The following is a 19,740-nucleotide window of genomic DNA, read 5'->3' as shown; positions in this document are numbered from 1 at the left end:
CCATGCCAAGCCCACGTACCACTTCACTCGCGGCCGCCGTGGCGCTGGCCGCCGTCGTGGCCGCCCCCGCGCCCACGGCCTCGGCCGCGGTCCCCGCTCCGGGCGCCTACTACGTGCAGAGCGCCATCACCGGACTCAACGCGGCCGACAGCGGGGGAGCGGTGGAACAGCACCGGCCCAAGGGCAACGAGGACCGCCAGCAGTGGAGACTACGGGCGAGCGGGACCTCGTACGTCCTGGAGAGCGAGGACGCGGCGGGCAGCTGTCTCGGCCGCTCCGGCGACCAGGCCAGAACGGTCGCCTGCACGAGCGGTGACGCCGCCTGGGACATCATCGACCACGGGTCCGGCCGGCACCGGCTCAAGGTCCCCGGCGCCGAGCGGTACCTCACGGTCGGCGCGAAGCCCTCCGGCGCCAACCACCCCGCGCAGCTGGTCACCGGCGGGGCCGGCGACCTGGCCGCCTGGTACCTCACACCGGTCGACCCTGCCACCAACCCCATGCCGCCGGCCGGGCAACGCACCCTGGACCAGGTCACGTTCCTCACCGCCCACAACGCCTACGCCAACGGCGTCGACGGCGGTTTCGCGCCGCCCTTCGTCAACCTGGTGCCCAACCAGACGCGCGGCATCAACCAACAACTCGCCGACGGCGTACGCGGATTCATGTTGGACATCCACCAGACCCCCGACGGCGCGATCCTCTGTCACAACAGCTGCACCCTCGTCGGCCGACCCGTGGCGCTGTGGGTGGACATCCAGCGCATGGTCGACTTCCTCAAGCAGAACCCGGACCAGGTCCTCACCGTCTTCCTCGAGGACTACGTCGACCCGGCCGTCCTGCGCGCCGAACTCGCCCGCGTCAACGGCCTGTCCGACGTGCTCTACCGGCCCGACCGGACCGGTGTGCGCACCAACGGCTGGCCGAAGATGGCCGACCTGATCGCCGCCAACGACCGTCTGCTGATCTTCACCGACCGCAGCCGCGCCTCCGACCAGGCCGCCGGCCTCACGCGGGACACCTTCGGCGTCATGTACCAGAAGGAGTGGACCGTCGAGAACTACTGGTCCATGGGTGGCGGCATCGGCTCCTCCGACTGGTCCTGCTACAGCCGCTGGTACGACGCCAACACCAACATCCCGCTCACCCGCACCGAGTCCGCTTTCAAGCCCCTGTTCGTCATGAACCACTTCCGCGACGCGGGCATCACGGCCACGGCCGGCAACGACAACGTGAAGCTGGCCGACCGGGCCCAGCGCTTCTGCCAGCCGGCCGCCCGCAAGAAGCCGAACTTCCTTGCGGTCGACCACTACAACCTGGGCAACGCGGCGTCGGCGGTGGCGACCCTGAACACGTACACGTACCCGTGAGGTCGTCGCACGACCACACCGCATACTGAAGTGCTGTGCCTACGGGCACCTCCAGGTGGGACGAAGGGCGGCAGAGGGGCGCGGAGGTCGGAGCGCAAAGCGGCCCCAAGCGGTTCATATAGGCTGCCTGTTCTGCCCCTGTCGTTCGTCACCACTCGGGAGAGTCATCCGTGAGCGTAGCCACCGCCCACTCCGCGTCGGCCGTACCGCCCGCCGACGAGACGCCGGCGACCGGGGGAGTGCCGGCTCAGGACGAGGGGATCTGGGTCGAGCCGGGCGCCGCCGATGCCGATGCCGATGCCGATGCGGATGCCGAAGCCGGTGCCCGGTCGGACGCGGCGGGCGGCGAGGCCCCGTCCGAGGGGGCCGGCGGCCAGGTGCCCGCTCAGGTCCCGGGCGACGCCGCCCCGGCCATGGCCGCCCCGGACGCCGCGATCGACTCCGTCGGGGCCGGGGACGCCGAGGGCCCCGAGGGCGTCGTGGACGAGCAAGTCGCCCGCGACGCACGTGACTTCGGGGTGTACGCCCGGACGGGCGGCTGGGCGTTCGCGCTGAAGGTGGCGCGCAGCGTGCGGCCCGGCGGAGAGCTGCCCGGGGAGACGGCGAAGGTCTCCGCGAAGCGGTTCGCCGAGCTGGCCGGCTGCTCGGCGGAGCGGGTCATGCGGTACTACAAGGCCTGGGACAAGGCGGCCGACGACGGCATGGTCCCGCACTTCGAGGCGCTCGCCCCAGGCGCCGAGATCGACCTGCCCGACTCGGACGTGTGGCTGTCGTACTACAGCTCCCGCTCCAGCGCGACCTCCGACCGGGGCACCGCCATCACCGCGGCGGCCGAGGCCGAGGGCATCCGCCCCACCAAGGCCCTGGAGGTCGCCGAGAACCCCACCGCGCTGCGCGCCGCGATCCTCGCCGATCCCTCAACGGCCCAGGCGGCCCGCACCGCGCTCCTCGACCGTCTCAAGGAGGACCCGTCCCTCCAGACGGAACTCGCCCGTGACATTGCGCGCACCGAGGAGCTGAAGAAGGCGGTCGCGAGCGAGACCCAGGCGGCCGGCCGGATCGGGTACGTCCGGCAGATCGTGGAGAACGGCCAGGTCAAGACGCCGGCCGGGCAGGTCATCGATGCCCCCGCCGAACTGCGCGCCGAGGCCGAGCGGCACCTCTCCCTCATCGACGAGCTGGATGACGACGAGGACACCGGCGAGTGGGCGACGGAGGCGTACGACACCGTCAAGGAGCTCGTCGTCCAGACCGTCGAGTCCAACCCCGAGCTGCGGGTCCAGGAACGCCGTACGAAGTTCTACAGCAGCCTCCAGAAGGCGACGAAGGTCTTCGAGGAGCTGACCCTCGACGACGCCGTGGACCTCGACGCGATCTATGAGGACGACATGCTCCAGCGGCTCGAGGAACTCCAGGAGGCGCTCAGTACCTGCATCGCCGCCCTCCGCAAGGCGTCGCCGGGCGACTGATACCGCGGTCCCCGACCTTCACCGGCTACCGAGGCCCTCTGCCCCCGCAGGGGGCCTCCGTCGTGCCCCGCCGCCCGTGTCGCGCCGGGCGTCGCGCCCGTCTTGCCACTCCGGGAAATCGCCAGTTGCCGTACGGCGGGTGTTACGTATAACCTCCCGGGAACCCCGAGCGAACCTCGGCAGATCACCGCACCGCCCCGCGCGCGAACCGCGCCCCACCCGAGAGGCCCACCGATGAGACGCATCGCTCTGGTCACCCTCGTGGTCGACGACTACGACGAGGCGATCCGCTTCTACACCGAGGCCCTCGGCTTCCGGCTCGTCGAGGACGCCCCGAGGCCCGACGGCAGCCGCTGGGTCGTCGTCGAGCCGGGCACCGGGGACACGGGCAGCGGACTGCTGCTCGCCAGGGCCAAGGACGAGGCGCAGCGCGGTCGGGTCGGTGACCAGACCGGCGGGCGCGTGGGCTTCTTCCTCCACACCGACGACTTCGCCCGCGACCACGCCCGGATGCTGGCCTCGGGCGTCAGGTTCGTGGAGGAGCCGCGCCACGAGCCGTACGGCTCGGTCGCCGTCTTCGAGGACCTGTACGGAAACCGCTGGGACCTCCTCCAGCCCGCCGACTGAGTCACCGCCTCCCGAGCCGCCCCCCCGCCCGACCGGCGACCCGCTTCACACCCACCGCACCACCTGCCGAGGAACGAACGCCATGACCGTGCCACGCATCGACGCCGACACCCTCCGCCGCCTCCCCAAGGTCGTCCTGCACGACCACCTCGACGGCGGTCTGCGCCCCGCGACCCTCGTCGAGCTCGCGGCGGAGGTCGGCCACACCCTCCCCGAGACCGACCCGGAGGGCCTCGCGGCCTGGTTCTACGAGGCCGCCAACTCCGGTGACCTGGTGCGGTACATAGCCACCTTCGAGCACACCCTCGCCGTGATGCAGACCCGCGAGGGCCTGCTGCGGACAGCCGAGGAGTACGTGCTCGACCTGGCGGCCGACGGTGTCGTCTACGGCGAGGTCCGCTACGCCCCCGAGCTGAACACCAGGGGCGGGCTGACCCTGCCCGAGGTCGTCGAGACCGTGCAGCAGGGCCTCGCCGCCGGTATGTCCAAGGCGGCGGCCCAGGGCACCCCGGTCCGCGTCGGCACGCTGCTCTGCGGGATGCGCATGTTCGACCGGGTCCGGGAGGCCGCCGACCTGGCCGTCGCCTTCCGGGACGCCGGGGTCGTCGGCTTCGACATCGCGGGCGCCGAGGACGGCTTCCCGCCCGCCGACCACCTGGCCGCGTTCGAGCACCTGCGCCGCGAGAGCGTCCCCTTCACCATCCACGCCGGTGAGGCGCACGGACTGCCGAGCATCCACCAGGCCCTCCAGGTGTGCGGGGCCCAGCGCATCGGTCACGGGGTCCGCATCACCGAGGACATCGTCGACGGCAAGCTCGGCCGCCTCGCCTCCTGGGTCCGTGACCGCCGTGTCGCCCTGGAGATGTGCCCCACCTCCAACCTCCAGACCGGCGCCGCGACATCCATCGCCGAGCACCCCATCACCGCCCTGAAGGACCTCGGTTTCCGTGTCACCCTCAACACCGACAACCGTCTGGTGTCCGGCACCACCATGACCCGTGAGATGGGCCTGCTCGTCGAGGAGGCCGGCTGGACCCTCGACGACCTGCGCACGGTCACCGTCAACGCCCTCAAGAGCGCGTTCGTCCCGTTCGACGAGCGCAACGCCCTGATCCGGGACGTCGTGCTGCCGGGCTACGCGTCCGCGCGCTGAAGCAGACCCCTTGCGTAAGCGGCCTGGCCGACATGCTGAAGATCGTCGGCCAGGACGCTCACCAGGCGAACACCCAGGCTGACCGGCGGATCCCAGCGCTCGTCCACGATGCGGCCGAGATGCCGGCCGGTCAGCCCGCGCACATATTCGAGTGTCTGCTCGTGCACGGCGTCGTAGTACCCGGTCAGCAGGTCGGCCGAGTCGACCCGCACCTTCCCGACCTGGGCGGCGCTGTGCCCGTATCCCGTGTCGTGACGAGGCAGCCCGAGCCCGAAGCGCTTCTCCCAGCCCTGTGACAGCCAGACCTGGTCGAGCCCGGCGACATCGGCCACATGGTCGTCCTGGATCCGGGTGAGGTGCCACACCAGCCAGGCGATGGAGTTGGCGCCGGGGGCGGGGCGGGCGTGGAGGTCCTCCGGGGCCAGCCCGTCCACCGCGGCATGGACCTCTTCCTTGATCCGGCCGTACGCGTCGATGAGAACGTCCTTCACATCCATACGTCCACCATCGGCCATCGTCGCCGTGCCCGCAGCGCCCCCACTCCGCTCCCCGCGCCGTCGGTCGGGGGCCTGCCCGTCAGCTGCCCGCGGCTCCCTTGGTGCCGATGTGGAAGATCTGGTCGTCGCGGGTCATGTCGACGACGAGCCTGGTCTTCTCGCCGTTGCCCCAGGTGGAGGTGATCCCGGCCTCCGTGCGGTTCGCGGTGCCGTTGTCGGTGACCTTCCAACGACAGGGGCACGTTCTGGGCGCGCAGGACGCCGTCCGCGTGGTTCTTCGCCTCCCAGGCCTCGAGCTGCTTGCGCAGATCGGCCGTCAAGTAGTACTTCCGCAGCTCCTCGGCGAGCTTGCCGCCCTTGGCCGGGCCGCTCTGCGCGTCGATGCAGGCGCCGTGGAAGTCGACAAGCCGCCGAAGCAGGTGCCCCCGCCGCCGGCGCCGCAGGACGCCGGTGTCCGGGCCGGGACGCAGCAGGCGGTGCACGGCGGGCAGACGCTCGTGGAGGTCTCGGTGCAGGGTCGGTCGTCCACGGCGGTGGTCCTGAAGGCGCTGCGGGTGCGCGTCGTCGGACGCACCACCCCCGCCCAGGGCAACGCCTACGCGATGGACCAGGGTTGTGGCGGACGCGTCAGCCCCCGCTACTTCGACGTCGACCTGGACAAGAACCCGCCCATCGCACGTCCGGTCGACGGCAGTGATCTGGACATACCGATCCCGGCCGTGCGCATGCCCTGCAAGGTGTCGTCCGAGGATCCGGAGGTGCTGCAGGTCAGCGCGGAGACCAAGGCGTGCGACTGCCGTTGGTACCTGGAACTGGAGTGGTCCTCCGAGGGGCGTACCGGCACGGGTCCGCATCGACGACCACGGCCGCCCGTTCCGTACGACCGGCATCAAGGGCCTGCCCCACTACGGTTACGACACCCTGAAGCGGCAGTGGGCGCCCCTGACCGACTGACCGACTGACCGCCTGACCGAAACCGTCCTGGCCGTGTCAGAGGGAGTCGATCCGCGGGTTCAGCAGACCCAGTAGGGCCCGTGCCGCCGGGCTCATGGCCTGCGGGGGCGGGAGCAGGGCGACCGTCTCGTAGACGGTGTCGCCGGTGCCCTTCACGGGGACGGCGGTGAGCGACGCCCGCTTGTGCCGGAAGTGGCGCGGTACGACCGCGATACCGAGGTTCTCGTCGACGAGGTCGAGGAGGCTGTGTACGTCGTTCACCTCCAAAGGCACGGTCCTGCGGACGCCCGCGGCGGCGAAGACGGCGTCGGTGGTGCGGCGCGGCCCCCAGTCCGGGTGGAAGTCGACGAAGACCTCACCGCCGAGGTCCTCGGGCGTCACTGCCGCGCCGACCGTCGCGAGGCGGTGGCTGGGGTGGCACAGCACCGTCATCGGTTCGCCGGTCAGCGGGACGACCCGCAACTGGTCGGTGTCCTCCTGCGCGGTCCGTACGGCGAAGGCCAGATCGAGCCGCCCGCTCGCCACCTCGTCCGCGAGGGCGCCCGAACCGGCCTGCCGCAGACAGATCTCCACATCCGGGTGCCGCCGTCGGAACGCGGCGAGCAGCCCCGCCACATGGACCCCGGCGATGCACTGCTCCGAGCCGAGCGCCAGCATGCCGCGCAGCACGCCCTGCACCGCGGCCACCGCCTCGTGCGCCGACCGCACCTGAGCCAGGATCCGCTCCGCCTCCGTCAGCAGCGCCCGGCCGGCCTGGGTGAGCGTCACCCGGCGCGTCGTCCGTACGAACAGCGGCGTCTGCAGCTCCCGTTCCAGGGACCGGATGGACGCGGACAGGCCGGACTGCGAGACCAGCAGCCGTTCGGCCGCCCGGGTGAAGTGTTCCTCCTCGGCGACCGCGACGAAGTGCTGCAGATGACGGAGCTCCATGACTGAGAAGCGTAGGTGCTGAATCCCATCGGATTCTCCTGTTGGACCGATGCCCCCAGGTCGCGAAAGAGTGGACACCGGTTCTCAGGGAACCGGGTTCCACCGTGCCAACCCCTATGGAGTCGCGTTGTACACCGCACACCACGACCGTTACGCGGACATGCCCTACCGGCGCACCGGACGCAGCGGTCTGAAACTGCCGGCGCTGTCACTCGGTCTCTGGCACAACTTCGGCCCCGACCGGCCTGTCGAGACACAGCGCGAGATCCTGCGCCGCGCCTTCGACCTGGGCGTCACCCACTTCGACCTGGCCAACAACTACGGTCCGCCGCCCGGCGCCGCCGAGTCCGCGTTCGGCGAGGCACTCAGGAGCGACTTCGCCGCGTACCGCGACGAGCTGGTCATCTCCACCAAGGCGGGCTATTCGATGTGGCCCGGCCCGTACGGCGAGTGGGGCTCCCGCAAGTACCTGCTCTCCTCACTCGACCAGAGCCTGAAGCGCATGGGCCTCGACTACGTCGACATCTTCTACTCGCACCGCCCCGACCCGGACACTCCGCTGGAGGAGACGATGGGCGCCCTGCACTCGGCGGTGCAGCAGGGCAAGGCGCTGTACGTCGGCGTCTCCAACTACACGGCAGAGCAGACCCGGGAGGCCGCCCGCATCCTGGGCGAGCTGGGCACCCCCCTCCTCATCCACCAGCCGCGCTACTCGATGCTCGACCGGCGCCCGGAGAGCGAGGGCCTGCTCGACGCCCTCGACGAGCTCCAGGTCGGCTCCATCGTCTTCTCCCCGCTGGAGCAGGGTCTGCTGACCGGCCGCTACCTCGACGGCATCCCGGAGGACTCCCGGGCCGCGAGCGACAGCCCGTTCCTGAACTCCGACGCCGTCACCGAGGACCTGGTGGGCCGGCTGCGCGCCCTGGACGAGGTCGCCAAGTCCCGCGGCCAGTCGCTCACCCAGCTCGCCCTCGCCTGGGTGCTGCGCGGCGGCCGGGTGACCTCCGCGCTCGTCGGCGCGAGCAGCGCGCGCCAGATCGAGGACAGCGTCGGAGCCATCCGCAACCTCGACTTCGAGCTGGACGAGCTGACCCGCATCGACGCGATCATCGAGGGCAGGGCCTAGCCTCAGATCCAGGTGGAGGGGGGCCGTGCGGGCTGTGGTCCGCACGGCCCCCCTCGTGTTCCTGTCTCCTGTCAGGGGCGCCTCACACGTCGTACGTGTAGAACCCGCGGCCCGTCTTGCGGCCGAGCCGGCCCGCGGCGACCATGCGGCGCAGGAGGGCCGGAGGCGCGTACAAGGGCTCCTTGAACTCCTCGTACATGGACTCGGCCACCGCCTGCGCGGTGTCGAGGCCGATGAGATCGAGCAGGCGCAGGGGGCCCATGGGATGGGCACAGCCGAGTTCCATACCCTGGTCGATGTCGTCGGGCCGGGCGCCGCCCGACTCCACCATCCGTACCGCGCTGAGCAGGTACGGCACGAGCAGCGCGTTGACGACGAAACCGGACCGGTCCGGTGCCTGGACGACCTGCTTGCCCAGACGGCGGGCGAAGTCATGGGTACGTCGCACGGTCTCCCGGCTGGTGGTCAGGGCGGGGATGACCTCCACCAGCCGCTGCACGGGCACGGGATTGAAGAAGTGCATGCCGACGACCTGCGCGGGGCGCTCGGTGACGACCGCGAGATCGATGACGGGGATCGACGAGGTGTTGGTCGCCAGGATCGCCGCGGGGTCCTCCACCGCCTTGTCCAGGGTGCGCAGGACGTCGGACTTGATGTCGCGGTTCTCGGCGACGGCCTCGACGACGAACTGGCGGTCGGCAAGGTCGCTGAGCTCGTGGGTGAAGGACAGCCCGGCGAGGGCCTGGTCCCGCCGCTCCTCGCTGAGCTTGCCACGCCGGACGCCCCGGTCGAGGGAGGCGGTGATCCTGCGGCGGCCGGCTTCGACGGCGTCATGGGTGGCTTCGGCGACCCGGACGTCGAGGCCGCCGCGGGCGGCGACTTCGGCGATGCCGGAGCCCATGAGGCCGCAGCCCACGACGCCGAGACGGGTGACGGGATCCATCTGAGGTCCTCTCTGATGATGGTGCGCAGGGTTCGGGCGAGGGGCCTCGGACGTTGCGGCAGTACTGGCCGCCGACCTCGCAGAAGGCCTCGGTGATCCGCGGCGGTGAACACGCCACGGCGAAGAGATCGGCGGCTGCGCGCAGAGTCTCCCGCTCACAGGTCGAGGACCAGGCGAGGTCCGCACGAGCGGGAGACGCAGATGAGCATGGTGTCGCCGGAGGCCCGCTCCTCCTCCGTCAGCAGGGAGTCGCGGTGATCGGGCCTCCCTTCGAGTACGTCGGTCTCGCAGGTGCCGCAGGTACCCTCCCGGCAGGAGAAGTCCACCGCGACGCCGGCCTCCTCCAGCGCTTCGAGCACCGATCGGTCCGGCGGCACCGTGAGGGTGAGCCCGGAACGGACGAGCTGCACTTGGAAGGTCTCGACCGGGGCCGTCGCGGTCGCCTCGACGGGGGCGAACCGCTCGACGCCCAGCGTGCCGGGCGGCCAATGGGCGCAGCTCTCCCGCAGTGCCTCCAGCAGGGGTTCGGGACCGCAGGCGTGCACCAGGGTGTCCGGGGCGGGCGGGCCGAGGAAGGCGGCGAGGTCCAGCAGCCCGTACGTGTCCTGGGGGCGGATCAGTACGCGGTCGCCGTACCGGGCGAGACGGTCCACGAACGCCATCGAGGCGAGGGTGCGGCCGCCGTACAGCAGACGCCAGTCGGTCCCCGCGGCCTCGGCGGCCTCGACCATGGGCAGGATCGGTGTGATGCCGACGCCGCCCGCGACGAACAGCTGGCGGGCGGCGGGCCGCAGCGGGAAGTTGTTCCGTGGGCCGCGGACCCGGACGGCGCTGCCCTCGCGCAGGTGGTCGTGGACGTGGGCGGAGCCGCCACGGCCGCGCGGCTCGCGCAGCACGGCGATCTGCCAGACGTCCCGTTCCTCCGGACGCCCGCACAGGGAGTACTGGCGGATCATGCCGCCGTCCCCCCGGCCCAGGACGACGTCGATGTGGGCACCCGGCGTCCAGGACGGGAGTGCCCCGCCGTCCGGGCGGCGCAGGGTGAGACAGACGACACCGTCGGCGGCAGGGACCCGGGCCGCGACGGTGACGAGGAACCCGGCGGGATCGGCGGAGGCCACGGTGGTGACGGCCTCGGCGTGGGTGGGCGTCGCCTCGGTGGGGACGGTCCCGGGCGCGCGGCTCGGCCTGGGCACGGTTCCGGCGGAGGGCAGTCGGTCGTTCACGGGGGTCGCCTCCGGGGTTCAGGTCTGTGCGGGCACGTGCAGCAGGAGAGCGTCGCCCTGGCCGCCGCCCCCGCAGAGGGCGGCCACCCCGCGGCCCCCGCCCCGGCGTCGCAGTTCTGCCGCGAGGGACAGCACCAGGCGGGCACCCGTCATGCCGACCGGGTGGCCGAGAGCGATGGCACCGCCGTTGACGTTCACCCTCTCCAGGGGGATGTCCAGCTCTCGGACGGAGGCGAGAGTCACCCCGGCGAACGCCTCGTTGATCTCGAACAGGTCCAGGTCGGCGGCCTTCGACCGGCCGTCCCGGGACAGAGCGTCGCGGATCGCACCGGCGGGCTGGACCAGCAGGGAGGCGTCGGGGCCCGCCGTCGTGCCATAGGCTCCGATCTCGGCCAGCGGGGTCAGGCCCTCCCGCCGGGCGCGTTCGGCGCTCATCACGACGACGGCCGCGGCCCCGTCGGACAGCTGGGAGGAATTGCCCGCGGTGATGGTGCCCCCGCCGGAGAACGCCGGCCTGAGCCGCCCCAGGCTCTCGGCGGTGCTGTCCGGCCGTACGCCCTCGTCGGTGTCCACCACCGACCGGCCGTACCGCCCGGTCACCGTGTACGGGACGATCTCGTCGGCGAGGGCGCCGGACTCCTGGGCGCGGGCGGCCCGTCGGTGGGAGAGCGCGCTGTACTCGTCCTGCTCCTCGCGGCTCAGCCCGTACGGCCGTTGGTGGCGCTCGGTGGCGGCGCCCATGGAGACGCCGTCGAAGGCGCACACGAGGGCGTCGCGGTCAAGGGCGTCCTCCACGGCGGCCGCGCCGTACGTCCAGCCGGCCCGAGCCCCGCGCAGCAGGTGCGGGGCGCCCGACATGGACTCCATGCCGCCCGCGACGACCACCTCGTGACGCCCGGAGGCGATCATGAGGTCGGCCAGGGCGATGGCGTGCAGACCCGACAGGCAGAGCTTGTTGACGGTGCTTGCCGGCACGGAGAACGGGATTCCGGCGCGGACCGCGGCCTGCCGGGCCGGATTGGGACCGGCCCCGGCCTGGACGACATGGCCCAGGACGACGGCTTCCACGGCGGCCGGGTCCAGATGCGCGGCGGCCAGCGCGCCGCCGATGGCATGGGCGCCGAGGTCGACGGCGGAAGCGGTGCTGAGGACGCCCACCAGTTTGCCGATGGGCGTTCTCGCTCCGGCGACGATGACGGATCCGGGCACGGCCGGGACCTCCTGCGGAACGTGGGGCGCGTCTGGCCCGTGAAGGGAGGGAGGGGCGGCGGCGCGGCGGGGCGCCGGGAGGTGCGGTCAGGCGACCGTGTCGAGGACACGCTCGGCGATCATGTGGGCCGTGTCGTTCACCGAGTGCAGCACGATCCGGCCGCCCGGCAGCCGACGCACCCTGCTGACCGAGGTGTAGCCGGGGTGGAACCAGAACATCGTGGGCAGGCCGAGCACGGTCGCCAGGAAGGTGTTGGTGATGCCGCCGTGGCACACGGCGGCGACCCGCCCTTCGGGATGGGCGTCGAGGACGGTCTTCATGGCCCGTACGGCACGCGCGCGGAAGGCGTCCCGGTCGAGATCGGGCACGAAGTCCTCGTACCGTCCCTCGGCGAGTGCCGCCGCCCGGGGATCGTCCGCGCCGATCTGCTCCGGCGGCGTGTAGGGGTGCGAGACGTCCGTGTCCCACTCGCGGAGGTCGTCCAGCACCCTCGCCGCCATGCCGGTGCGTCGTTCCAGGGGAGCCGCCGTCTCGCGTGCGCGCCGGAAGGGGCTGGTGTACAGGGCGTCGATGTCCTCGTGCGCGAGCCAGGCGGCGAGGCGCTCGGCCTGGGCGGTGCCCTCCGGCGACAGCCCGGGGTCGTACACGCCCGCCAGGGGGAGGCCGTGCCGGATGAGGAGGAGTTCGGTCATGGGTGGTCCTTCGTACGAGGGGCGGGTGGTCGTCGGTCGTCCTCGGGGGCGGGCAGGTGCTGAGGCCCCCTCAGCCCGCGATGGTCCGTTCGGAGTGCCAGTAGGGGCGGCGCATCGCGCGCTTGTCGAGCTTGCCCATCGCGTTGCGCGGGAGCTCGGACACGAACTCGTAGGACTTGGGGCACTTGTAGGCGGCCAGCCGGTCGCGGCAGAACCGGTCCAGTTCCCCGGCGGGTGTGCCGTCCCCGGCCGTCACGACCAGCGCCCGCAGGGCCTCGCCGAAGTCCGGGTCGGGCACGCCGATCACCGCCACCTCGGCGACCGCCGGGTGCTCCCCCAGCACGGCCTCGCTCTCCGCCGGATAGAGATTGACACCGCCCGAGACCACGACGTCCGCGGCCCGGTCGGTGATGAAGATGTAGCCGTCCGCGTCGACGTAGCCGATGTCGCCGAGGGTGAAGACACCGGGGGAGAGATACGCGGACCTCGTCTTGTCCGGGTCCGCGTGATAGCGCACGCCCCGGTCCTCGGGCGCCCTGAAGGCCAGCAGTCCCCGTTCGCCGGGCGGCAGCGGCCGGCCGTCGTCGTCGGTCACCAGCACCTCGAAAGGCGGCTGGACGCGCCCGACGGAGCCCGGATGGGCCAGCCACTCGACGCTGCCGATGCGGGCCACTGTGCCCGCCTCGCTGGCCCCGTACGACTCGGTCAGCACCGGACCGAACCACTCGATCATGGCCCTCTTCACGTCCGGGGGACATGCGGAACCGGTATGGGACACCTGCACCAGGCTGGAGACGTCGTACCTGGAGCGCACCTCGTCCGGCAGGGCGAGCAGGCGCTGGAAGTGGGTGGGCACCATGACCGTCGACGTCACCCGCCACTTCGCGACCCGGCTCAGGAAGATGGCCGGGTCGTATCTGCCGAGAACGACGACCTGCTGCCCCGCCACCAGATGGCGCAGAGCCGTCAGCGGCGCGTTGTGCTGCAGCGGGCCGCAGACCAGGTGGGGTCCCGGCGGGAATCCGGGTCGCGCGGACATCGCGGCCAGATAGGCGGAGCTGTCGGCCACGGGACCGCTCACCCACCGCACCTCGGTGCCGCGCGCCCGCCCGGTGGTACCCGACGTGTAGACGAGGGGCGGCCGGGCGGGCCGGCCCCCGGGGACGGTCGCCCCGGCGGGCGCCGCGGCCAGCCACAGGTCCCAGTCGAAGGCGTGCCCGATCGCCGGCGTTCCGTGCATCACCAGGGGAAGGGCGAGTTCCCGGGCGGCGTCCAGGGCCGACCCGGCGCCGGCCGGGCCGGTGACGATCCCGGTCGCCCCCGAGTCGATGATCTGGTCCACGAGTTCACCCGGTGTCAGGTGCCGGGACGCGGCCACCGTCCCCACACCCGCCCGGAGCCCGGCCAGATGAGCCACCAGCGTCGGTATCGCGTTGTCGCCCAGCACCACCACCCGGTCGTGCGGTCCGGGCGCGATGTCCAGCAGTCGTACCGACGCCCGCGCCACCTGGTCCGCGAGCCGGGACCAGGACAGCACCTCCCAGTCGTCCACCAGGGCGGGCTCGTCCGGGGTCTGCTGGGCGCGACGGTCGAGTGGCAGCTGCGACATGGCTCCTCCGGCGGCTCTCGGTCCCCTCCCGGCTGACAGGAGAGTCGATGACGAGACTGTAGCGTTTATCAAGAAAGTGCGGAACACTCTGACCCGACACGGAGGACCGACCCCCTGCTTGGTGGAGGAACCGACCCCTCTTCTCGCTCCTCCGTTACTCAAGCTCCCATCTGGTAAGTGTTCTCAGGGAGGTCCCATGTCCCGGCACGATCTGGACACCTGGCGCACACAGGCCCGGCAGTGGCTGGCCACACGGCTCGAACCGCGTAAGCCGTCGGCGTCCGCGGAGGAGGCAACCGACCTCGCGGTGTTCCACAACCTCCCCGAGGACCGTGAGCTCCTGCTCCTGGAGCGCTGCCGCGCCTATCAGCGGGCCCGCTTCGACGCCGGGTACCAGGCACTGACGCTGCCCGCCGACCGGGGCGGGGCGGGCCTGACCGCCGCCCACGCGGCGGCCTTCGCCGAGGAGGAGTCCGCCTTCGACGTGCCGCCGTCCACCGAACTGATCAGCGTCACCGTGCGCCTGGTCGCCATGGCCGTATCCCTGTTCGGAACAGACGAGCAGCGCCACGACCTCGCGCGCGCCTTCCTCCGCACCGACCTGCTGGCCTGTCAGCTCTTCAGTGAACCCGGCGCCGGCTCCGACCTCGCCGCCCTGCGCACCCGCGCCCGCCAGGAGGACGGCGGGGAGCCCGGCGCCGACGGAGCCGGGAGCGTCGGGGACTGGGTGATCGACGGTCAGAAGGTGTGGACCTCGGGGGCCCAGTTCGCCGACTACGGCCTGCTGCTCGCCCGTACCGATCCGGACGTCGTCAAACAGGCGGGCATCACCGCCTTCCTGGTCCCGATGGACGCCGCCGGGGTCGAAGTGCGCCCCATCCGGCAGATGAGCGGCGGTGCCTCCTTCAACGAGGTCTTCCTCAGCGCGGTCCGTGTCCCGGACCGGCTCCGGATCGGCCGCCCCGGCCAGGGGTGGGAGGTCGCCAACGCCACCCTCGGCTTCGAACGGACCGCCTCCGGCGGCGGCAACCGGCGCAAGGGCGGCACCTTCACGGACGTGCTCGCACTCGCACGCTCGCTCGGCCGCACCACCGACCCGCTGGTCCGGCAGCACCTCGCGGACCTGTACGTCCGGACCGCGCTGCGCGCCGCCACCGTGGACCGCGTCGCCCGGACGAGCGCCGCAGGCGGCCGGCCCGGCCCCGAGGCGTCCCTGACCAAGCTCATGGCCACCGACCTGCTCACCCGTACCGGGCAGATCGCCGCCGACCTGATGGGCGCCCGGATCTGCGCCGACACCGGAGAGCCGGGAACCTTCGCCTGGACCGAGCACCTGCTCGGCGCCCCGGGCTACCGGCTGGCGGGAGGCACCGACCAGATCCAGCGCAACCTGATCGGCGAGCGCGTACTGAAGCTGCCGCCGGAGCCGAGAGCGGACCGGTTGCCGTTCTCGCAGCTGCCCGGCAACTGAGGCGGGGCGACCACAGCACCCCTGGCCGCCGGCACGCCGGACCACGGGGACGATCCCCGGTCACCCGGCGCCTCCCGGCCGTTCGGCGCCGTGCCGCGAACGAGCGAGGCCACGTGCCGCGAAAACGAGCGAGGCCGTGCCCCGGCCGCGTGGAGCCGTTCCGCGCTCCCTCGGGAACGCTCGGCCCCCCTCTGCACTGTTCCGCAATCACCAAGGAGTGACACCGATGGATCTGGGACTGACAGGCGCGAAGGCGCTGGTGACCGGCGCGAGCCGGGGCATCGGCCGGGCGATCGCCGGAACCCTGGCGGCGGAGGGCTGCGCGCTGGCGCTGTGCGCCCGGGGCGAGGAGGCGCTCGCCAAGGCAGCGGCCGAACTGCGCGGCGAGGGGGCGACGGTGTTCGCCGAGCCGGTCGACGTGACCGACCCGGCCGCGCTCGCCGGCTTCGTGGCACGCGCGGCCGGCCAACTCGGCGGCCTGGACCTGCTGGTGTCCAACGTGTCGGCGGGCAACGTCAAGGGCCCGGACGCATGGGAGACCAGCCTGCGCGGCGACCTGATCCCGTTCGCGGGACTCGTGGAGGCGGCCATGCCCCACCTGGAGGCATCCGACCGGGCGGCCGTGGTCGCCATCGGTACCACCAACGCCTCCGACACCGCCCGACCCGCCGGCGCCAACTCCTACTCCGCCGTCAAGGCCGCCGTGGTCCAGCACGCCTCGGCCCTCGCGCACACCCTCGCCCCCAAGGGCATCCGCGTCAACACCGTCTCGCCCGGCCCCGTCGACTTCCCCGGTGGCGCCTGGGAGACCATCCGCGCCAGCCGGCCGGAAGTCTACGAGGAGGTCCTCGCCCGACTGCCGATCGGCCGCTACGGCACCGCGGAGGACGTGGCGGCCGCCGTGGCGTTCCTGCTCGGCCGGACCGGCTCCTTCTGCGTCGGCGTCAACCTCGTGGTGGACGGCGGGCTGCTGACCCGCGTCCAGTACTGAGCCGTGGCGGGCCCGGCCGGCCGTCTGGACGCCGTACTGGTCTGCGGCGGCAGATGGCACGACTTCGACTACGCGCGGCTACGTCTGCTGGAGCTGCTCGGCGAACATCCGAAGGTGCGCACGAAGGTCTTCCAGGACTACGACTGTGCCGCCCCGCTGGACGAGGCGGACCTGCTGGTGACCTATACCTGTGACGTCCGGCCGGACCCGGCCGAACGCGCGGCGCTGACACGGTTCGTGGAGCGGGGCGGGCGCTGGCTGGCCCTGCACGGCACCAACGCGGTGATCGAGCCGCCCGCCCCCGGCGGACCGCGCGTGTTCAGCACGCCGCGGCTCCTCGGCGAGGTGGCGGCCGTGCTCGGCAGCCAGTTCCTGGCGCATCCGCCGATCGCGCCGTACCAGGTACGGGTGACCGTGCCCGATCACCCGCTGGTCGCCGGGATCGAACCGTTCACGGTCACCGACGAACTGTACGTGTGCGAGCTGCACGGGGAGTCGGAGGTGCTGCTGCACGCCGAGTACACGGGCCCCTGCCGCGGCTTCGCCGAGGGCGGCACGGCGGCCCTGGACGACGCGCCCCGGCCGGTGCTGTATCTGAGACGGCACGGCCTCGGGGAGGTCTGCTACTTCACCCTCGGCCACTGCCGGGGCCGCTACGACATGCAGGACCTGGGCGTGGCGGACACCGGACAGGCGGACCGGGGGCCGTGGGGGACCGTGGAGTTCCTGAAGGTGCTGCGGCGTTGCGTGGCACAGACGGTGGGGGAGCGGGGGCCGAGGGGAGCTTCGGCGTGCCGCTGACCGCGGCGGGGGCGGCAGGCCACCCGTGGTTCGGCCCTGCCGCCCCGCCCGCCCCGTCCCCATGGGCTCCGCTGCTGCGACCCGGCTGGGCGCCTCGTCCGTGCGCAGGGCGGCATGGTCGGCCGGGTGAAGCTGCGTGCTCCGCCGTCGACGGTCGTGGACTGACTCGCCGTGGGCGAGAAGGAAGGGGTCGTGGAAGGCGCCGGGGATCCGCGCGGTGCAGTCCTGGACCGCGCTCGGGTCCACGCCTTCCACGAGGAGCGCGAACCCGGCACCGCCGGCCTGGCCACCATGGCGTGATCGCGGCCCGTCGCCCATGACGGGGCCCGATGGGCCACAGGTGCTCCAACGGGCGAGGGCCCGGCGCCAGGCCGGGGAGCCCCTGGTGGGTTCCAGGGGGCGGAGACCCCGGGGACGGGACGGGCGGGGCGGCGGGTGTGGATCCCCCGTCCTCGTCGCCCAGTCGCCTCAGCCGTTCGGCAGTACCACCGCGCGGCCGTTGATCCGGCCGGCGTGCAGGCGCTCGTAGGCCAACGGTGCCTCCCTGATGGAGAAGGTCTCGACATGGGAGGAGACGAGGCCCTGTCGGGCCAGCGCGATGACCTCCATCAGTTCCACGCGGCTGCCCCAGTAGGGGAACGTGGCGTTCACCTCGAACGGCAGTCCGCCGCCGAAGCCGACAGCCAGGGTGCCCCCGCCGAGTCCGACCACGCTCACGTCGCCCTCGACGGCCACCGACGCGGCGGCGACCGCCAAGGTCCCCGGGGCTCCGACGAAGTCCAGGACCACCTCCGCTCCCGTCCCTCCGGTGAGTTCCCGGATCCGCCCGGCCGCCGTGTCGTCGGAGACAAGTGCCTCATGGGCGCCGACGGACCTCGCCAGTTCCAGCTTCTCCCCGCTCAGGTCGAGGGCGACCACCCGGGCCGGTGTCAGCGCACGCAGCACCTGAACGGCGAGATGGCCGAGCCCGCCGACGCCGAGCACGACCGCGGTGCTGCCGGGCACGAGCTTCGGCAGCGACTTCACGATCGCGTGATACGGCGTCAGCCCGGCGTCGGTGAGGGGCGCCGCCTGCACCGGGTCGAGACCGCCGAGGGGAACCAGGTGGCGGGGCGAGTTCACCAGCATGTACTCGGCCAGGGCGCCGGGCGCGCCGAGCCCGGGCGGCAGGATGCCGAGCCCGGCGGCGTACGGACAGCAGTTCTCCTTGCCCTCGGCGCACCTGCGGCAGCGACCGCAGCCCCACGGCCCGTACACGGCCACCGCGTCGCCCTCTGCCACTCCCTCGACACCACTGCCCACCGCCGCGACGGTGCCGACACCCTCGTGACCGAGCGTCATCGGCAGCGGATAGGGGAACTGCTCCTCGGGCCAGCCCATGACCGCCAGGTCGGAGTGGCAGAGCCCTGCCGCGGTCACCTTCAACAGCACCTGGCCGGGGCCGGGGTCCGGTACGGGAACCTCGACGACCTCCGGTGCGTGTCCCACCTTCCGGTACTGCACTGCCTTCACCTTCGTGTCTCCTCACTCGTGGCGGGTACGGCGGCGTCCTCCGCCGGAACCTCGGCTCCGGCACGCGGGGTTCCTCTCCGGCGGCGCAGGACGGCGGGCAGGGCGATCCGGCCGCCGGTGAGGACGAGTGCGACGATGAGGACCGAGCCGGTGAACAGGCTCGCGGCCCACTGGGCGCTGGTGGCGAGTCCGAGTCCCGTGATGCCGGTGCCGAGCAGCAGGACCGCCAGCACCGTTCCCCAGGCGTTGAAGCGTCCGGCGCGCAGCTGCGTCGCCCCGACGAAGGCCGCGGCGTAGGCGGACAGCAGATACGGGCTGCCCGCGGTCGGCGACCCCGACCCGACGGACGCCGCGAAGACGACCCCGGCGAAACCGGACAGCAGCGCGGAGGTCACCAGGGTCATGAAGCGCAGCCGGTCCGTGCGCACCCCTTGCAGCCGCGCCGCGTCGGCGTTGAACCCGGTCGCGTACAACCGGCGCCCGGTGGCCGTGTGTTCCAGCAGGAACCAGATGCCCACCGCGGCGAGCAGCAGGTACAGCACCGGCAGGGTGATCCCGCCCACGTCCAGCTGGGCGACGCTCGCGAAGGGCTCGGCCAGCAACTGCACCCCGGTGATGGAGCTGTCGCCGGTCACCATGGTGATGAGCGACTGGATCAGCGCACCGGTGGCCAGGGTGGCGATGAAAGAGTCGACCCGCAGTACCACCACCACGACCCCGTTGACGATCCCGACCAGCAGCGCCGCGGCCATCGCCAGGGCGATCGCGGTGAACGGACCGAAGCCGGCAAAGACCAGGAAGCGGGCGGTCAGCACGCTGGTGAGCGACATGGTGTAGGCGACCGAGAGATCGAAGACACGGGCGGCCAGCGGCGGTACGACGCTCAACGCCACCAGCCCGGCGACGGCGTTGCCGTTGAGCACCTGCTTGACCGTGGTGGCGGTCGGGAACGTCTCCGGCGCCCAGACGGAGAAGAGCGCGACGATGACCAGCCACACGTACACGGCGCCGATGTTCCGGAACGACAGGGCGGCCACCGCCCGCCGTACCGGTGTCCCGGGGGCGAACCCGCCGGGCCGGTCCGGTGCGGACGGCCGCAGCGCCGCCGCCCGGGTCGGGGTGGATGTCATGTCACTCGGTTCCTTCCGGTTCCAGGGCT

The 19,740-nt window shown here is 72.3% G+C and carries 18 protein-coding genes; 9 read left to right on the top strand and 9 right to left on the bottom strand.

The genetic code is table 11. The features are described 5' to 3' along the window. The first annotated feature begins 2 nt into the window (after positions 1–2). The 4 genes from ACZ43N_RS13275 to ACZ43N_RS13260 all read left to right on the top strand — a co-directional run bounded on the left by ACZ43N_RS13275 (position 3) and on the right by ACZ43N_RS13260 (position 4,619). Complete coding sequence (locus ACZ43N_RS13275; protein ID WP_468097283.1) at positions 3–1,370, top strand: phospholipase; 1,368 nt, start codon at positions 3–5, stop codon at positions 1,368–1,370. Positions 1,371–1,540: 170 nt separating this feature from the next. Beyond that, the gene (locus ACZ43N_RS13270) at positions 1,541–2,839 is read left to right on the top strand and encodes a hypothetical protein (protein WP_468097282.1); all 1,299 of its coding nucleotides are present in this window, start codon (positions 1,541–1,543) and stop codon (positions 2,837–2,839) included. Positions 2,840–3,073: 234 nt separating this feature from the next. Next, a complete protein-coding gene (locus ACZ43N_RS13265; protein WP_468097280.1) occupies positions 3,074–3,466 on the top strand; it encodes a VOC family protein in 393 nt (130 codons plus the stop codon). 82 nt (positions 3,467–3,548) lie between these two features. Further along, entirely contained in the window at positions 3,549–4,619 is a 1,071-nt protein-coding gene (locus ACZ43N_RS13260) for an adenosine deaminase (protein ID WP_468097278.1), read from the top strand. Here ACZ43N_RS13260 and ACZ43N_RS13255 read toward each other — a convergent pair. Then, entirely contained in the window at positions 4,601–5,116 is a 516-nt protein-coding gene (locus tag ACZ43N_RS13255; protein ID WP_468097276.1) for a mycothiol transferase, read from the bottom strand. The genes ACZ43N_RS13260 and ACZ43N_RS13255 overlap by 19 nt on opposite strands. 134 nt (positions 5,117–5,250) lie before the next feature. Between ACZ43N_RS13255 and ACZ43N_RS13250 the strand changes: the two genes are divergently transcribed. Continuing rightward, positions 5,251–6,078: a hypothetical protein gene (locus ACZ43N_RS13250; protein ID WP_468097274.1), complete on the top strand. Its 828-nt coding sequence runs from the start codon at positions 5,251–5,253 to the stop codon at positions 6,076–6,078. 28 nt (positions 6,079–6,106) lie between these two features. On the opposite strand, the gene ACZ43N_RS13245 is transcribed toward ACZ43N_RS13250, so the two are convergent. Continuing rightward, entirely contained in the window at positions 6,107–7,000 is an 894-nt protein-coding gene (locus ACZ43N_RS13245) for a LysR family transcriptional regulator (protein ID WP_468097272.1), read from the bottom strand. A gap of 127 nt (positions 7,001–7,127) precedes the next feature. Between ACZ43N_RS13245 and mgrA the strand changes: the two genes are divergently transcribed. Beyond that, a complete protein-coding gene (gene mgrA, locus ACZ43N_RS13240) occupies positions 7,128–8,126 on the top strand; it encodes an L-glyceraldehyde 3-phosphate reductase (protein WP_468097270.1) in 999 nt (332 codons plus the stop codon). 82 nt (positions 8,127–8,208) lie between these two features. Here the strand turns inward: mgrA and ACZ43N_RS13235 are convergent, their stop codons facing one another. The 5 genes from ACZ43N_RS13235 to ACZ43N_RS13215 form a co-directional block, all read right to left on the bottom strand. Continuing rightward, positions 8,209–9,069, bottom strand: coding sequence for a 3-hydroxybutyryl-CoA dehydrogenase (locus ACZ43N_RS13235; protein ID WP_468097269.1), 861 nt, complete (start codon positions 9,067–9,069; stop codon positions 8,209–8,211). A gap of 155 nt (positions 9,070–9,224) precedes the next feature. Beyond that, positions 9,225–10,190 (bottom strand): PDR/VanB family oxidoreductase, encoded by a 966-nt coding sequence (locus ACZ43N_RS13230; protein ID WP_468097678.1) that lies wholly within the window; start codon positions 10,188–10,190, stop codon positions 9,225–9,227. Positions 10,191–10,313: 123 nt separating this feature from the next. Continuing rightward, complete coding sequence (locus ACZ43N_RS13225) at positions 10,314–11,504, bottom strand: acetyl-CoA C-acetyltransferase (protein WP_468097267.1); 1,191 nt, start codon at positions 11,502–11,504, stop codon at positions 10,314–10,316. 87 nt (positions 11,505–11,591) lie between these two features. Then, on the bottom strand, positions 11,592–12,197 hold the full coding sequence (locus ACZ43N_RS13220; RefSeq protein WP_468097265.1) for a histidine phosphatase family protein: 606 nt from the start codon (positions 12,195–12,197) through the stop codon (positions 11,592–11,594). Positions 12,198–12,267: 70 nt separating this feature from the next. Then, positions 12,268–13,806 carry an AMP-binding protein gene (locus tag ACZ43N_RS13215; RefSeq protein WP_468097263.1) on the bottom strand — a complete coding sequence of 513 codons (1,539 nt, stop codon included), beginning with the start codon at positions 13,804–13,806 and terminating at the stop codon, positions 12,268–12,270. A 196-nt stretch (positions 13,807–14,002) separates the two neighbouring features. Between ACZ43N_RS13215 and ACZ43N_RS13210 the strand changes: the two genes are divergently transcribed. From ACZ43N_RS13210 to ACZ43N_RS13200, 3 genes are all read left to right on the top strand, one after another. Next, on the top strand, positions 14,003–15,277 hold the full coding sequence (locus tag ACZ43N_RS13210; RefSeq protein ID WP_468097261.1) for an acyl-CoA dehydrogenase family protein: 1,275 nt from the start codon (positions 14,003–14,005) through the stop codon (positions 15,275–15,277). A 226-nt stretch (positions 15,278–15,503) separates the two neighbouring features. Continuing rightward, on the top strand, positions 15,504–16,268 hold the full coding sequence (locus ACZ43N_RS13205; RefSeq protein ID WP_468097260.1) for an SDR family NAD(P)-dependent oxidoreductase: 765 nt from the start codon (positions 15,504–15,506) through the stop codon (positions 16,266–16,268). A gap of 3 nt (positions 16,269–16,271) precedes the next feature. Next, a complete protein-coding gene (locus tag ACZ43N_RS13200; RefSeq protein ID WP_468097258.1) occupies positions 16,272–17,069 on the top strand; it encodes a ThuA domain-containing protein in 798 nt (265 codons plus the stop codon). Positions 17,070–17,537: 468 nt separating this feature from the next. Here ACZ43N_RS13200 and ACZ43N_RS13195 read toward each other — a convergent pair whose 3' ends face one another. Beyond that, complete coding sequence (locus ACZ43N_RS13195) at positions 17,538–18,581, bottom strand: NAD(P)-dependent alcohol dehydrogenase (RefSeq protein ID WP_468097257.1); 1,044 nt, start codon at positions 18,579–18,581, stop codon at positions 17,538–17,540. Further along, positions 18,578–19,711 (bottom strand): ABC transporter permease, encoded by a 1,134-nt coding sequence (locus ACZ43N_RS13190; RefSeq protein WP_468097256.1) that lies wholly within the window; start codon positions 19,709–19,711, stop codon positions 18,578–18,580. The genes ACZ43N_RS13195 and ACZ43N_RS13190 overlap by 4 nt, the downstream gene beginning before the upstream one ends. Positions 19,712–19,740 lie beyond the last annotated feature (29 nt).

It is taken from the genome of Streptomyces sp. NPDC030814 (assembly GCF_055572155.1).
The sequence above is the reverse complement of the archived record's forward strand: the minus strand, read 5'-3'. Positions and strand labels throughout refer to the sequence as shown.